The organism is Micromonospora sp. NPDC051924, assembly GCF_055586005.1.
Map to the genome: position 1 here is coordinate 189,521 of NZ_JBVJJA010000007.1, position 14,430 is coordinate 203,950.

The window sequence follows — 14,430 nt, forward strand, 5'->3', positions numbered from 1 at the left end:
CCTCTCTCGGGGAAAGAGCGCAAAGGACCCCCTCGAGATACGGCCCGTCGCCCACCCCCCCCCCCCCCCCCCCCCACCCCTCCCCCCCCCAAACCCCCCCCCCCCCGACGGGCTTTTCGTCGCCTGGGCGAGGTAAGTTGATCGCAGGGCGATCGTGGAGGAGGCACCACCATGGCGACGCAAGAAGGCGGGCAGACCCAGTCCGGCAGGTCGCACGAGGAGGTCGAGGAGGTCACCGCGCAGGCCAACCCCGAGGTTGCCGAGCGGCACGCCGAGATCACCGAGGACGTCGACGACCTGCTCGACGAGATCGACTCCGTCCTGGAGGAGAACGCAGAAGAGTTCGTCCGTGGATACGTACAGAAAGGGGGTCAGTGACCGGTATGCCCGGTTTGCTTAGCGGATCGGATGTGAAACGCCAATAGCCCGCCCGAACCGGAACGAGCCTTGACGTTCGTGGTTCTCGAAGTAATCGCCGACTACGGCGAGGATTGCATGGCCGCTCGTCCGGCGACAGTGATCACGCGGTGGCCGCTGGGCAAGAAGGTGGGGTGTGGATTTGAAGATCGTCGTGCAGGTTCGGCTGTACCCGGACGCCGTCCAGGAGGCGGCGCTTTCCGCAACGCTGGAGCTGTGTAACGACGGTGCAAACCTCGCCTCGGTTGAGGCGTTCCAGCGGCGGATTCACGCGAAAACGGAACTGCAGCGACTCACTTATGGCCGGTTGAAGGCCCTAGGTCTGTCGGCTCAGCCCGCGATCCAGGTTGCTCGTAAGGTCGCTGGCGCGTACGCCACGTTGAAGGCCAACATCCAGGCCGGCAACCTTGGCAAGCCCGGGTCGAAGCGTCGCGTCAGGGCCGAGTCGGGGCCGATTCAGTTTCGGCGTGACGCGGCCCAGCCGTTCGACGACCGCTGCCTGTCCTGGCAGCTTGCCGACCGCACCGTGTCGATCTGGGCCGTCGGGGGCCGGTTGAGGCGAGTGCGGTTTGGCTGCTCGCCGCAGCAATACGTGACCCTCGTGGCGCACCGGCAGGGCGAGTCGGACCTGGTGCACCGTGACGGCAAGTGGTTTCTGTACGCCACGTGCGACATCGGTGATGTCGAGGTGAAAGAGCCTGACGGATTCCTTGGCGTTGACCTGGGTATCGCTAACATCGCCACCGCCAATGACGGAACTCGGCACTGCGGTAAGGGGTTGAACCGGGTCAGGCACCGTACCCAGCGGCTGCGGGCCAAACTTCAGCGTATCGGCTCCACGTCGGCGAAGCGGTTGTTGAAAGCTCGCCGACGTAAGGAGGCCCGGTTCGCAGCCGACACCAACCATTGCATCGCCAAGCAGATCGTGACCGAGGCTGAACGCACCAGCTGCGGGATCGCCCTGGAAGACCTCACGGGCATCCGCGACCGGGTACGGCTCCGACGGCCCCAGCGGGTCACACTGCATTCGTGGGCGTTCCACCAGCTCGGCCGGTTCATCGCCTACAAAGCGGCACGGTCCGGGGTGGCGCTCGTTTATGTCGATCCGGCGTACACCTCGCAGGGCTGCTCCGCCTGCGGGCACATCGCCAAGGCCAACCGACCCAACCAGTCCACCTTCCGATGCACGTCGTGCGGCTTCGCTGAGCACGCCGACGTGAACGCAGCCCGCAACATCGCCACACGCGGTGCTACGGGCTGGGCAGCCGTCAGCCTGCCGAACGCGGCGTGACCTGTGCAACCAACACGGCATCCACAGCCGCAAGCTCGGCCCTTCAGAGCCGAGAAGCTGACCTGCAACGGTGGTCTTGGCCAGTTCTGCGATAATCCTGCGAGGCTGGTCAGGGCGATCAATTACCTGAGAGGAACCACGTGGCAGCGGGCTTTGATCCATCCGGGCGTCTACCAGATGCATTCACCAACGCGGGGACGTCCTCCTTCACAGCGTTTCTGAGCAGGGTGGCTCCCGAGATGCTGCCCGGCCGACGGCCGCTGCCGCCGGGCATGGCCGCCGACATGGCGCCGCACGCGACCACCATCGTGGCCATCTCGGCCACCGGCGGCGTGGTGATGGCCGGCGACCGGCGCGCCACGATGGGCAACCTGATCGCCCAGCGCGACATCGAGAAGGTGCACCCGGCGGACGCGTACTCGCTGGTCGGCATCGCGGGCACCGCAGGCATCGGCATCGAGCTGATGCGACTGTTCCAGGTGGAGCTGGAGCACTACGAAAAGATCGAGGGCGCGATGCTCTCGCTCGACGGCAAGGCCAACCGGCTGGCCTCGATGATCCGGGGCAACCTGGGCGCGGCCATGCAGGGCCTGGCGGTGATCCCGCTCTTCGCCGGGTTCGACCTGGCGGCGAGCGATTCGGCGCGGGCCGGCCGGATCTTCAGCTTCGACGTGACCGGCGGCCCGTACGAGGAGACCGGCTACGACGCGATCGGCTCCGGCTCGCTGTTCGCCAAATCGGCGCTGAAGAAGCGGTTCCGCGCGGGCCTGTCGATCGACGACGCGGTACGGCTCGCCGTCGAGGCGCTGTACGACGCGGCCGACGACGACACCGCGACCGGCGGGCCCGATCTGACCCGCAGGATCTACCCGGTGGTGATGACCGCGACGGCGGAGGGCACCCACCGGCTCACCGACGCCGAGACGGCGGCCATCGCGGAGAACGTCGTGGCCGGCCGGATGGAGAACCCCGGCGGCTGACCCCGCACCCGCCCGACCCGTCAGCAGTCCGCAGCACAGCGCCCGAAGGAGACCCGCCGCCGTGGCCATGCAGTTCTACGCCTCGCCCGAGCAGATCATGCGCGACCGTTCCGAGTTGGCCCGCAAGGGCATCGCCCGGGGCCGCAGCGCGGTGGTCCTGAGCTACGAGGGCGGGGTGCTCTTCGTCGCGGAGAACCTCTCCAGCACCCTGCACAAGGTCAGTGAGATCTACGACCGGATCGGCTTCGCCGCGGTGGGCCGGTACAACGAGTTCGAGAACCTGCGCCGCGCCGGGGTGCGGATGGCCGACCTGAACGGCCTGAGCTACGACCGGCGGGACGTCAACGGCCTGGCCCTGGCCAACGCGTTCGCGCAGACGCTGGGCGCGATCTTCACCGAGCAGTCGAAGCCGTTCGAGGTGGAGATCTGCGTGGCCGAGGTGGGCGCGACGCCGGACGACGACTCTCTCTACCGGCTGACCTACGACGGGTCGGTCAACGACGAGCCGGGCCGGATGGCGATGGGCGGCCAGGCCGAGGCGATCACCGGCGTGCTGAAGAACGAGCACCGGCCGGACATGTCGCTGTCCGAGGCGGTCCGGGCCGCGGTGAAGGCGCTGAGCAGCGTGGGCGGGGAGGGCGGCGCGAGCCGTACCATCGCCGCCAACCAGTTGGAGGTGGCGGTGCTGGACCGCCGCCGGGTGGGGCGGACCTTCCGCCGGGTCACCGGGGCGGCCCTGACGGCGCTGCTGGACGGGGAGGCGGCCGCGGACACCGCGCCGGCGCCGGGCCGGGCGAAGACCCCGACGGTGCCGACCGAGGAGGCGGGGAAGCCCACCACCTCGGCCGGCTCCGCGGACCTGGAGGGCCAGCCGGAGGAGCAGCCCGGCGAGTGACGCCGACGCCCGGCCAACCCGGGCGGGTGGGCGCAGGGTCGGATTCCCGACGTGGCGGTGTCCGGCACCCGCTGACACCGCCACATCGCCGAGTTGGCGTCGCGCACACCGGTCCGGTGGGTGGCGTGGTCAGCGTGGCCGCTTGAGCGCCTCCCACCAGGCGCGGTTGTCGCGGTACCACTCGACGGTGGCGGCGAGCCCCTTGTCCAGGTCGACGGTGGGGGACCAGCCCAGCTCGTGGCGGGTGGTGGTGCAGTCCAGCGCGTACCGGCGGTCGTGCCCCTTGCGGTCGGCGACCGGTCGGACGCGGTCCCAGCCGGCGCCGCAGGCGTCCAGGAGCCGCCCGGTGAGCTCCCGGTTGGTCAGTTCCGCGCCGCCGCCGAGGTGGTAGACGCCGCCGGCCCGGCCGTGGGCCTGCGCCAGGGCGATGCCCTGGCAGTGGTCGTCGACGTGCAGCCAGTCCCGGACGTTGCCGCCGTCGCCGTACAGCGGCACGTCGTGGCCGTCGAGCAGGTTGGTGACGAAGAGCGGCACGATCTTCTCCGGGTACTGGTACGGCCCGTAGGTGTTGGCGCCGCGGGTGACCACCACGTCGAGGCCGTGGGTGCGGTGGTAGGCGAGGGCGAGCAGGTCACCGGCGGCCTTGCTGGCCGAGTACGGGGAGCTGGGGTCCAGCGGGGCCTGTTCGGTCCAGGCGCCGGACGCGATCGAGCCGTACACCTCGTCGGTGGAGACCTGCACGTGGCGGTGGACGCCGTGGCGCAGGGCAGCGTCGAGCAGGGTCTGGGTGCCGACCACGTTGGTGGTGACGAAGTCGGCGGCGCCGGCGATGGACCGGTCGACGTGGGATTCGGCGGCGAAGTGCACGACCACGTCGTGGCCGGCGACGGCGGCGTCGACCAGGGCGGCGTCGCGGACGTCACCGCGCACCACCCGCAGCCGGGGGTCGGCGCGGACCGGGTCGAGGGCGGCCTCGGTGGCCGCGTACGTGTACGCGTCGAGCACGGTGACGGCGTCCACCGTCAGGTCCGGCTCGGCGCCGGCGAGCAGTCGCCGGACGTACGCCGACCCGATGAAACCGGCGCCGCCGGTGACCAGGATCCTCACGGTGGCCGACCGTACCGGGTGTGGGAGGTGCGCGCGGTGGGATGCCCGGACGGCGGCGCGGAGGGCGCCGCCGAGACCAGCGGGTTGAGCGCTGCCCATCCGGTGCCTCGGGCGGCTAATGTCACATCATGGATCGGCGAATCTTCGGCCTCGAAACCGAGTACGGCGTCACCTGCACCTATCGCGGGCAACGCCGGCTGTCCCCCGACGAGGTCGCGCGGTACCTGTTCCGGCGGGTGGTGTCGTGGGGCCGGTCGAGCAACGTGTTCCTGCGCAACGGCGCCCGCCTCTACCTGGACGTGGGCTCGCACCCGGAGTACGCGACCCCCGAGTGCGACTCGGTGACCGACCTGGTCGCGCACGACCGCGCGGGGGAGCGGATCCTGGAGGGGCTGCTCGTCGACGCGGAGAAGCGGCTGCACGACGAGGGCATCGCGGGTGAGATCTACCTGTTCAAGAACAACACCGACTCGGCCGGCAACTCGTACGGCTGTCACGAGAACTACCTGGTGTCCCGGCACGGGGAGTTCGGCCGGTTGGCGGACGTGCTGATCCCGTTCCTGGTCACCCGGCAGTTGATCTGCGGCGCGGGCAAGGTGCTGCAGACGCCGCGCGGGGCGGTCTACTGCCTGTCGCAGCGGGCCGAGCACATTTGGGAGGGCGTCTCCTCGGCGACCACCCGCAGCCGGCCGATCATCAACACCCGGGACGAGCCGCACGCCGACGCGGAGCGCTACCGCCGGCTGCACGTGATCGTCGGCGACTCGAACATGAACGAGGTCACCACGCTGCTGAAGGTCGGCACGGCCGACATCGTGCTGCGGTTGATCGAGGCCGGGGTGGTGATGCGCGACCTGACGCTGGAGAACCCGATCCGGGCGATCCGCGAGGTGTCGCACGACATCACCGGCCGGCGCAAGGTGCGGCTGGCCTCCGGCAAGGAGGTCTCCGCGCTGGAGATCCAGCAGGAATACCTGGCCAAGGCGACGGAGTTCGTGGAGCGCCGGGGCGGGGACCAGACCGCGAAGCGGGTGGTGGACCTGTGGGCCCGGGTGCTGCGCGCGGTGGAGACCGGCGACCTGGACCCGGTGGCCCGCGAGATCGACTGGGTGACGAAGCTGAAGCTGATCGAGCGGTACCAGCGCAAGCACGACCTGCCGCTGTCGCACCCGCGGGTGGCGCAGATGGACCTGGCGTACCACGACCTGCGCCGCGGGCGCGGCCTGTACGGGCTGCTGGAGCGGCGCGGCGAGGTGGACCGGGTGGCGACCGACCCGGAGATCTTCGAGGCGAAGGAGACGCCGCCGCAGACCACCCGGGCCCGCCTGCGCGGCGAGTTCATCCGACACGCGCAGGAGAAGCGGCGGGACTTCACCGTGGACTGGGTGCACCTCAAGCTGAACGACCAGGCGCAGCGCACGGTGCTGTGCAAGGACCCGTTCCGGGCGTACGACGAGCGGGTGGAGCGGCTGATCGCGAGCATGTGACGGCGGGGGCGGCCGGTGCGCGTCGCCGGCCGCCCACCCACCGGTACGCTGGCGTCGCGATGAACACTTCCGAACCCTCCGACCGCGATCGCGGGGCCCGGCCGGGCCGCGACTCCGGCACCGAGAAGCTCAACTGGATCGACCGGCGCCGGGAGAAGATCCGCGCCGAGATCGAGCGGAACCGCCGCGGTGAGTACACGGTGCCGACCTGGGTGTTGGCGGCCGCGCTGATCCTCATCGTGGTCGCCTGGCTGGGGTTGATTCTCTACTTCGGCTGAGCGGGAACGGTCCTGTCGCGGGTCGGCGTTAGCGTCCTGGCGTACGAGGGGCCGGCCGGGTGCGCGGTCCCGTCGGGCGACGGGAGGAGCCGCGGGTGCCGAGACGCAGCGTCGCGGGCGGGGCGCCGGCGCTGTCCCGTCGGGCGCTGAACCGGGCCACGCTCGTCCGGCAGTTCCTGCTCGACCGGACCGGGTTGCCCGGGGAGGCCGCCGCGTCGGCGGTGTGGCGGGAAGACGGGTCAGCCGGCGAGGGCGGCGGCGTGCCGGCCGGCGGCGGCCGCCGCCAGGAAGTAGGCGTGGTCGGCGTCGAGCCCGCGGCCCATCGTGGACAGCCCCACCGGGCTGGCCCGCAGCGCGGCGTCGAGCCCGTCGGTGGGCACGGTGACGATCCGGTGCCGGTCGGCGAGGGGGGCCAGGTCCGCCGCCACTCGGGCGGCGAGCGTCGGGTCGAGCCCGTCGGGCACCACCAGCTCCGCCGGGGCGAGGGCCACCCGTCCGTACGCGGTGAGGCTGTGGTGGGAGACGCCGCGGTGCCGGGGCCGGGGGTCGGCGTCGGAGATCCGCAGCGAGCCGACCGCCCGCCCGCCGAGGGTCGCGACGGCGTTGACTGCCTCGCCGACGGCCACGCCGGAGAATCCCCAGCGGGTGCCGGTGCCGAGGTTGCCCGGGCCCTGGGCGACGATCGCGATGTCGGCGCGCAGCACGTGCCGGGCGGCGAGCAGCCCGCTGTGCAGGGTGCTGGCCTCCAGCTCGCCGCCGAACGCCTGGCCGACGGTGACCGTGCCGACGAGGTGACCGGCCAGCCCGGCGAGGGTGCGGGAGAACCAGGCGGGCAGCGCCCCGCCGTCGGTGAGCAGGTACGCCACCCGGGCGTGCGGGGCGTCGGCGCGGATGCCGGCGAGGATCGCCGGGAGGGCGGAGTGCAGGTCGGCGGTGACCACCGGCATCCCGTCCAGGCTCTCCGCGGCGGCCAGCAGGTCGTGGTGCGGGGAGGCCTCCTCGTCCACGCCGAGCAGGATCGGCTGCAGCGGGGTGTAGCGGGCCTTGACCAGGTGCCCGGCGTCGCGGGTGTCGGCGGCCTGTGGCGGGTCGGCGGGCAGCCGGTCGGGCAGGGCGACGACCAGGGCGTACCCGCCGGTGCCCAGGCCCATCAGCAAAGCGCCGGCGTTGAGCAGCACCCGGTCGCCGGGCTCCGGGTCGCCGACCAGCGCCGGGTAGGCCAGGGCGCGCATCCGGCCGCCGTCGGGCAGGTCGACGTCGAGTTCGGTCGCGCCGGCCCACCGTCGCCGTACCGCCGCCACCGTCCCGGACCGCCATCGCACCATGCCCGGCACGCTATCGGCCGGGGGCCGGGCGGGGCGCGGCCGGGTCGCCGGGCGCGCCGGTCAGGGCGTGCCGCCGCCGGTTGGCTGGTCGACCGGGCGCTCGTCCTCGTCCTGGGTCCGTCGGGCCCGCTGCCCGTCGTTGCCGGGCATCGACCGGGTCGGGTCGAGGAAGACGTACGCGATCTCCGGGAAGTGGTCGGTGAGCCGCCGCTCGGCCTCGTCGGCGGCGGCCTCGATGTCGGCGGCGGTGGCGTCGTCGTGGAAGTCGACCTTGGCGGCGACCAGGATGTCCTCCGGGCCGAGCAGCATGGTCATCAGGGTGTCGACCCGGTCCACCTCGGGCAGCGCGGCCAGTTCCTGCTCGATCTTCCGGTGCACCCGGTCGGACACCGCCCGGCCCACCAGCAGCGAGATGTTGCTCCGGGCCAGGATGCCGGCGACCAGCAGCAGCAGCACGCCGATCAGGATCGAGGCGATGCCGTCGTAGAGTTCGTCCCCGGTGAGCTCGGACAGCCCGAGGCCGACGCCGGCGATCAGCAGGCCGATCAGGGCGGCGCTGTCCTCCAGGAAGACCGCCTTGACCGTCGTGTCCGCGGTCAGCCGCAGGTAGCGGTGCGGGCTGGCCCGCCAGCGCCGGGACTCCCGGCGCACCTGCTGGATCGCCCGGGCCAGGGACACCGACTCGATCACGAACGAGATCGCCAGCACGATGTACGAGGCCAGGTAGTTCCCGGTGTGCTCGTGCACGAGGATCGTGGTGACGCCGTGGGTGATGGCGAAGCCGGCGCCGACGACGAAGGTGAACAGCGCCGCCAGGAACGCCCAGACGTAGCTCTCCTTGCCGTACCCGAACGGGTGCCGGCGGTCGGCGGGGCGCGCCCCGCGCCGCAACGCCAGGTAGAGCAGCACCTCGGTGGTGGTGTCGGCGACCGAGTGGGCGGCCTCGGAGAGCATCGCCGCCGAGCCGGAGATCAGGCCGGCGACGAGCTTGGCGACCGCGATGGCGAGGTTCGCCGCGCCGGCCACCACGACGGTGCCGACACTCTCGGTCTTGACTTCCGCTTCCGACATGCGCTCACCCTATGGCCGCTCCCGGCGGCCCGCCCGGTGACCGGAACCGGCCGCCGGCGGTGTGGCGCGGATCGCCTCCCTCCTCGCGGCGCGCCCGCGCGGGTGCACGCCCGCGCCGCGCGGGCTGCTAGCGTTCAGGCGTGTCGCGGACCCGTACCGAACGCCTGGTCAACCTGGTGATCTGTCTGCTCTCCACGCGACGGTTCCTCACCGCCGCGCAGATCGCCGCGACCGTGCCCGGCTACGAGCACGATCCGGACGACGCCAAGGACCACGAGGCGTTCCAGCGCAAGTTCGAACGGGACAAGGCCGAGCTGCGGGAACTGGGGGTGCCCCTGGAGACCGGGACGGCCAGCGTCTTCGACGCCGAGCCCGGCTACCGGATCGCCCACCGGGAGTACGCGCTGCCCGACATTCCCCTCGAACCGGACGAGGCCGCCGCGGTGGGCATTGCCGCCCGGCTGTGGCAGCACGCCGGCCTGGCCACCGCCGCCTCCTCGGGGCTGGCCAAGCTGCGCGCCGCCGGCATCGACGTGGACCCGCAGGCGACCCTCGGCGTGGAGCCGATGGTCACGGTCGACCCGGCGTTCGCTCCGTTGACCGCCGCCGCCCGGGATCGCCGGGAGGTCAACTTCGACTACCGGGTGCCGGACCGGGACGCGCCGACCCGCCGCCGGCTGCAGCCCTGGGGCGTGGTCTGCTGGCGCGGCCGCTGGTACGTGGTCGGGCACGACCTGGACCGGGAGGCGACCCGCTGTTTCCGGCTCTCCCGGGTCGTCGGCGCGGCCCGGGCGACCGGCGACCCTGGGGCGTACGAGCCGCCCGCCGGGGTCGACCTGATCAGCCACGTCGCCCGCTGGTCCGGGCCGGTGGAGCGGACCGGGCGGGCCACCGTGCTGGTCGCCCCGGGCCGGGCCGCCGGACTGCGCCGCTGGGCGGTGCAGTGCACCTCCGGTCCGGACGGCGACCGCCTGGTGCTGCCGTACGCCGACGCGGACTTCCTCGCCGGCCAGCTCACCGGCTACGGCCCGGACGTGCGGGTGCTGGACCCGCCGGAGGTGCGCGAGGCCGTGATCCAACGGTTGAAGGAGATCGTCGCCCGGCACGACGAGCTGGCGGTCGCCGGGGGTGCCCGGTGACCCGCCCGGCGGCCCGGGGTGGCCGCGCCTCGGCGGACCGGCTGGCCCGGCTGCTCAACCTGGTGCCCTACCTGCTGGCCCGGCCCGGCATCGAGATCGCCGAGGCGGCGCAGGACCTGGGGGTGACCGAGAAGCAGCTCCGCGAGGACCTGGAGCTGCTGTGGGTGTGCGGGCTGCCCGGCTACGGGCCGGGTGACCTGATCGACATGGCGTTCGACGGCGACCGGGTGACCATCACCTACGACGCCGGGATCGACCGCCCGCTGCGGCTCACTCCGGACGAGGCGCTCGCCCTGGTGGTGGCGCTGCGGATGCTCGCCGAGACGCCCGGGGTGGCCAACCGGGAGGCCGTCGAGCGGGCGCTGGCCAAGATCGAGAACGCGGCCGGTGACCTGGCCGGCGCCCCGGTCGAGGTGCGGTTGCCCGGCGACACCGCCCGGGTCCGCGAGCTGCGCGCCGCCGTGGAGCGCGGCCGGGCGCTGCGGATCACCTACTACACGGCGGCCCGGGACGAGACCACCGAGCGGACCATCGACCCGCTGCGGATGCTGATGGTGGGCGGCCGGGCGTACGTGGAGGCCTGGTGCCGCCGGGCCGAGGCGGTACGGATGTTCCGGGCCGACCGGATCGACGCGGTGACCGAGCTGGACGAGCCGGCCGTGGTGCCGCCGCAGGCCCGCCGGCAGGACCTCAGCGACGGGGTGTTCCGCCCCTCGCCCGAGCTGCCGCTGATCACGTTGCGGATCGGCCGGGGCGAGCGGTGGATCACCGAGTACTACCCGTGCGAGCGGGTCGAGGCCGACGGCGAGCAGTGGCTGGTGTCGCTGCGGGTCACCGACCTGGGCTGGGCCCGGCGGTTCGTGCTCGGGCTCGGCTCGGACGTCACCGTGCTGGCCCCGGCCGAGTTGGCCGAGCAGATCCGCGCCCAGGCGGTCGCCGCGCTGGACGCGTACGCGTCGCCGGCGCAGCGCGCCGACCCGGCGGTGGCCGGCGTCACCCAGTAGGCTGACCGCCGTGGTGACGTGGATCGTGGTCGGGGTCGTGTTGTTCGCGTTCGTCGTGCTGGCCCTGGCGGTCCGGCCGGTGCTGGCGCGGCTGCCCCGGCTGCGCCGGGCGGCGCTCGCGTTGCAGGGGCGCCAGGCCGAGGCGGAGGCGCTGCGCTCCGCCGCCGAGGTGCTCCAGGAGCGGGCGGAGGCGCTGCACGAGCGGGTCGCCCTCGCCCAGGAACGCACCACGTTGATCAAGGCCAGGCGCGGGAAGTGATCGACAACGGTCGGTCCGAGGCGTGTTAGCTGCGCGTTCCGGGGCGACTTCGCGCACGATCGCGCCCGGACGGGTGGTTGACGGGACACTTCGGGTTGGTCGAGACTTCACCGACCAGGCCCGCACCGAGGGTCCCGGCGGGGTGGCAAGCCTCTTCGACGCACGTACGATGGGCTGCGACCACCCCTCACCACACTGAGCGACTGGAGCTTCCCATGGGTGCCCTCAAGCCGTGGCACATCGCCGTACTCGTGGTCGTGCTGATCCTGCTCTTCGGCGCGAAGCGGCTCCCCGACGCGGCCCGCTCGCTGGGCCGCTCGCTGCGGATCATCAAGGCCGAGACCAAGAGCCTGCACGACGACGACCGCGACCTGGCCGAGAAGGCCGACGCGCAGGCCGGCTACCAGCCGCTCCCGCCGCAGCAGCAGGTCGCGCAGCCGCAGCAGCAGCAGCAGTACGCGCAGCCGCAGCAGCAGCCGGTCGACCCGGTGCAGCGCGTCCGCGAGAACTGATCCGGGGGGCCCACGACCGTGGCCTTCGGGTTGAAGAAGCGCGGCCCGAGCGAATTCGAACGAGCCGCCGACGGCTCGATGACGCTCATGGAGCACGTCCGTGAGCTGCGCAACCGGCTGTTCCGCGCGTCGCTGGCCATCGTGGCCGGCCTGATCGCCGGGTTCTGGCTCGCCGACCCGGTGTTCCTGCTGCTCAAGCGCCCGTACTGCCGGCTGCCGGACACGACGGACGCACTGGGGCAGTGCCAGGACCTGCTGGCCCTGGCACCGACCACCGGTTTCGTGCTGAAGCTGAAGCTGGCGCTCTGGCTCGGCCTGATCATCGGCGGGCCGGTCTGGCTCTACCAGCTCTGGGCGTTCATCGCCCCCGGCCTGCACCGGCACGAGCGCAAGTGGGCGTACGTCTTCGTGTCGATCGCCGCGCCGCTGTTCGCGGCCGGCGGGGTGCTGGCCTACTTCGTGGTCGACAAGGGCCTCGGGTTCCTGATGCACTCCGGCGTGGGCGGGCTGTCCAACCAGTTCGAGGTCAGCGCGTACATCGGGTTCGTCACGAACATGATCCTGCTGTTCGGGGTGGCGTTCGAGTTCCCGCTGATCCTGCTCATGCTCAACTTCACCGGGGTGGCCAGCGCGCGCCGGCTGCTGAGCTGGTGGCGCGCGGTGATCTTCGTGTCCTTCGCGTTCGCCGCGGTCGCCACGCCGGACCCGGGTCCGTTCGGCATGACGCTGCTGGCCAGCGCGCTCTCGCTGCTCTACTTCGTCGCGGTCGGCGTGGCCTTCCTCAACGACAAACGGCGCGGGCGGGGCCGGGAGATCTACGCGGACGTCGCCGACGACGAGGTGTCGCCGCTGGACCTCTCCGTCGAGCCGGTGGATGCCGCCGGGCGGGTCGAGGCGGCCGCCCCGATCGGGGCGCCGCAGCCGATCACCGCTCCGACGCCGATCGAGCGCCGCTACGACGACATGACCTGACGGTCACCCGCTGATCCGGAACGCCGTCCCCGTTCGCGGGGGCGGCGTTCCGCGCATTCGTGGTCAGAGCGCGGCGAGCAGGCGGTCCAGCGGGGCGAGGGTCCGGGCCGGGTCGAGGGCGTCGGCGCGGGCCGGCAACCGGACTCCGGGGACTCCCGGACGGACCGCGGGGGCGGCATACTGGCGGCCGTGATCGACAACCGGCCGCCGGGCCGCCCCGACCTCGCCTCGGCGCTGCGCTTCCTGACCGAACTGGTCGCCTGGGTCGCCACCCCGTGGGCGCTCGCCCCGCACTCCGTCGTCCTCGCCGTCGCGTCGGTGGTGGTGCTGATCGGCCTGCCCACCGTGTTCGCCACCCCCGGCGACAAGAAGCAGGTGCTGGTGCCGGTGCCCGGGGTGGTGACCATCGGGCTGGTGCTGCTGCAACTGGTCGCTGCGGTGGTCTCGGCCTGGGTGGCCTGGCCCCGGGCGGTCGCGGTGCCGGTGACCGTGCTGGCCCTGGCCGCGGTGGTCACCGAGCTGCCGCGCTGGCGCCGGCTGGCCCCGCTCGCCCGCGACGGCCGCCCGGTCCGCCCGGCCGCCTGACGGTCCGCCGGCGGACGCGCGCGCCGGCCACAGGTGCCGGCGCGACGTCGGCGACGGCGACCCGGCCGGCTCAGGCCACCCGGCGGATCCGGCCCTCCGGCGGGGCCGGCACCGCGTCGGGGTGCAGGATCGCGGCGATCGCCTCGGCCCCGTCAACGAGGCGCGGACCGGCCCGCACGATCAGGCCGTCGGCGTCGAGCGCCCAGACCTCCGCGCCGGGGAAGCGCGGGGCCACCTCGGCCGCCTGTGCGGCGGCCCCGTCCAGATGGAAGCCGCACGGGGTGACCAGCACGACCTCCGGCCGGGCCGCGCGCAGCGCTTCCCAGGTGGTCACGGTGGAGCGGGCGCCCGGGTGGGCCGCCACCGGGTCGCCGCCGGCGGCCCGGACCAGGTCCGGGATCCAGTGCCCGGCGCCGAACGGCGGGTCGACCCACTCGACCACCGCGACCCGCCGTCGGGGCCGGCCGGCCACCGCCCCGCCGACCGCCGCGAGCCGCGCCCGCAGCCCGTCCACCAGGGCCTCCGCCCGATCCGGTACGCGGGCCGCCGCGCCCACGGCGCGGATCGTCCCCAGCACGTCCTCAAGGGTGTACGGATCGAGTGACAGCACGTCGGCCTGGCAGCCCAGGTGGTCCACCGCGTCCGACACCCGCCCGGCGGGCAGCGCGCAGACCCGGCACAGGTCCTGGGTGAGGATCAGGTCGGGGTCCAGGCCGGCCAGCGCCCCGGCGTGCAGGGTGTACAGGTCCGCCCCGGCGGCGAGTTGCCCCTTGACGTACGCGTCGATCTCGCCCGGGCTCATGCCCCGGGTGTCCCGGCCGCCCACCACGACGGTGACGCCGGCCCGATACGCGGCCGGCACCTCGCACTCGAAGGTGACCCCGACCAGGTCGTCCCCGAGACCCAGGGCGTAGACGATCTCGGTGGCGGAGGGGAGCAGGGACACCAGGCGCATCCCGCCATCCTGCCCGCCGCCGGCCGATCCGCCCCACCGCCCCCGCAGTTCCGTCGATCCGAGCCTGCCCGCCCGGGCGCGGCGATAGTCTGGGGCGGCGCCGGACCCGTGGCCGGAGCGTCCGTCGTCGCAGCCCACGGGCCGTCAGCCGGA

The 14,430-nt window shown here is 73.0% G+C and carries 16 protein-coding genes; 12 read left to right on the forward strand and 4 right to left on the reverse strand.

Annotated features, from left to right (window positions below; all coding sequences use genetic code 11):
• Positions 1-171 precede the first annotated feature (171 nt).
• The 4 genes from ACZ6S5_RS08265 to prcA all read left to right on the forward strand — a co-directional run bounded on the left by ACZ6S5_RS08265 (position 172) and on the right by prcA (position 3,583).
• Positions 172-378, forward strand: a complete 207-nt coding sequence (locus ACZ6S5_RS08265) for a ubiquitin-like protein Pup (RefSeq protein ID WP_465999031.1) — start codon at positions 172-174, stop codon at positions 376-378.
• Between the two features lie 175 nt (positions 379-553).
• A complete protein-coding gene (locus ACZ6S5_RS08270) occupies positions 554-1,708 on the forward strand; it encodes an RNA-guided endonuclease InsQ/TnpB family protein (RefSeq protein ID WP_465999033.1) in 1,155 nt (384 codons plus the stop codon).
• A gap of 140 nt (positions 1,709-1,848) precedes the next feature.
• Positions 1,849-2,688, forward strand: coding sequence for a proteasome subunit beta (gene prcB, locus ACZ6S5_RS08275; protein ID WP_465999035.1), 840 nt, complete (start codon positions 1,849-1,851; stop codon positions 2,686-2,688).
• A 61-nt stretch (positions 2,689-2,749) separates the two neighbouring features.
• A complete protein-coding gene (gene prcA, locus ACZ6S5_RS08280) occupies positions 2,750-3,583 on the forward strand; it encodes a proteasome subunit alpha (protein WP_465999037.1) in 834 nt (277 codons plus the stop codon).
• A 129-nt stretch (positions 3,584-3,712) separates the two neighbouring features.
• Here the strand turns inward: prcA and rfbB are convergent, their stop codons facing one another.
• Positions 3,713-4,690 carry a dTDP-glucose 4,6-dehydratase gene (gene rfbB, locus ACZ6S5_RS08285; protein ID WP_465999038.1) on the reverse strand — a complete coding sequence of 326 codons (978 nt, stop codon included), beginning with the start codon at positions 4,688-4,690 and terminating at the stop codon, positions 3,713-3,715.
• Positions 4,691-4,818: 128 nt separating this feature from the next.
• Between rfbB and pafA the strand changes: the two genes are divergently transcribed.
• Together pafA and ACZ6S5_RS08295 are read left to right on the forward strand one after the other, a co-directional pair.
• Positions 4,819-6,177 (forward strand): Pup--protein ligase, encoded by a 1,359-nt coding sequence (gene pafA / locus ACZ6S5_RS08290; protein WP_465999040.1) that lies wholly within the window; start codon positions 4,819-4,821, stop codon positions 6,175-6,177.
• A 59-nt stretch (positions 6,178-6,236) separates the two neighbouring features.
• The gene (locus tag ACZ6S5_RS08295) at positions 6,237-6,455 is read left to right on the forward strand and encodes a hypothetical protein (protein WP_465999042.1); all 219 of its coding nucleotides are present in this window, start codon (positions 6,237-6,239) and stop codon (positions 6,453-6,455) included.
• Between the two features lie 239 nt (positions 6,456-6,694).
• On the opposite strand, the gene ACZ6S5_RS08300 is transcribed toward ACZ6S5_RS08295, so the two are convergent.
• Together ACZ6S5_RS08300 and ACZ6S5_RS08305 are read right to left on the reverse strand one after the other, a co-directional pair.
• On the reverse strand, positions 6,695-7,780 hold the full coding sequence (locus ACZ6S5_RS08300) for a DUF3866 family protein (RefSeq protein WP_465999044.1): 1,086 nt from the start codon (positions 7,778-7,780) through the stop codon (positions 6,695-6,697).
• 60 nt (positions 7,781-7,840) lie between these two features.
• Positions 7,841-8,851 carry a cation diffusion facilitator family transporter gene (locus ACZ6S5_RS08305; RefSeq protein ID WP_465999045.1) on the reverse strand — a complete coding sequence of 337 codons (1,011 nt, stop codon included), beginning with the start codon at positions 8,849-8,851 and terminating at the stop codon, positions 7,841-7,843.
• A gap of 140 nt (positions 8,852-8,991) precedes the next feature.
• Between ACZ6S5_RS08305 and ACZ6S5_RS08310 the strand changes: the two genes are divergently transcribed.
• From ACZ6S5_RS08310 to ACZ6S5_RS08335, 6 genes are all read left to right on the forward strand, one after another.
• A complete protein-coding gene (locus ACZ6S5_RS08310; protein WP_465999047.1) occupies positions 8,992-9,990 on the forward strand; it encodes a helix-turn-helix transcriptional regulator in 999 nt (332 codons plus the stop codon).
• On the forward strand, positions 9,987-10,994 hold the full coding sequence (locus ACZ6S5_RS08315; RefSeq protein WP_465999049.1) for a helix-turn-helix transcriptional regulator: 1,008 nt from the start codon (positions 9,987-9,989) through the stop codon (positions 10,992-10,994). The genes ACZ6S5_RS08310 and ACZ6S5_RS08315 overlap by 4 nt, the downstream gene beginning before the upstream one ends.
• A gap of 10 nt (positions 10,995-11,004) precedes the next feature.
• Positions 11,005-11,253, forward strand: a complete 249-nt coding sequence (locus ACZ6S5_RS08320; RefSeq protein WP_465999051.1) for a hypothetical protein — start codon at positions 11,005-11,007, stop codon at positions 11,251-11,253.
• A 215-nt stretch (positions 11,254-11,468) separates the two neighbouring features.
• Complete coding sequence (gene tatA, locus ACZ6S5_RS08325; protein WP_465999053.1) at positions 11,469-11,765, forward strand: Sec-independent protein translocase subunit TatA; 297 nt, start codon at positions 11,469-11,471, stop codon at positions 11,763-11,765.
• A gap of 18 nt (positions 11,766-11,783) precedes the next feature.
• Positions 11,784-12,737 (forward strand): twin-arginine translocase subunit TatC, encoded by a 954-nt coding sequence (tatC, locus tag ACZ6S5_RS08330; protein ID WP_465999055.1) that lies wholly within the window; start codon positions 11,784-11,786, stop codon positions 12,735-12,737.
• 189 nt (positions 12,738-12,926) lie between these two features.
• Complete coding sequence (locus tag ACZ6S5_RS08335; protein WP_465999057.1) at positions 12,927-13,322, forward strand: hypothetical protein; 396 nt, start codon at positions 12,927-12,929, stop codon at positions 13,320-13,322.
• 70 nt (positions 13,323-13,392) lie between these two features.
• On the opposite strand, the gene ACZ6S5_RS08340 is transcribed toward ACZ6S5_RS08335, so the two are convergent.
• Positions 13,393-14,277: an ABC transporter substrate-binding protein gene (locus ACZ6S5_RS08340; RefSeq protein ID WP_465999059.1), complete on the reverse strand. Its 885-nt coding sequence runs from the start codon at positions 14,275-14,277 to the stop codon at positions 13,393-13,395.
• Between the last annotated feature and the right edge of the window lie 153 nt (positions 14,278-14,430).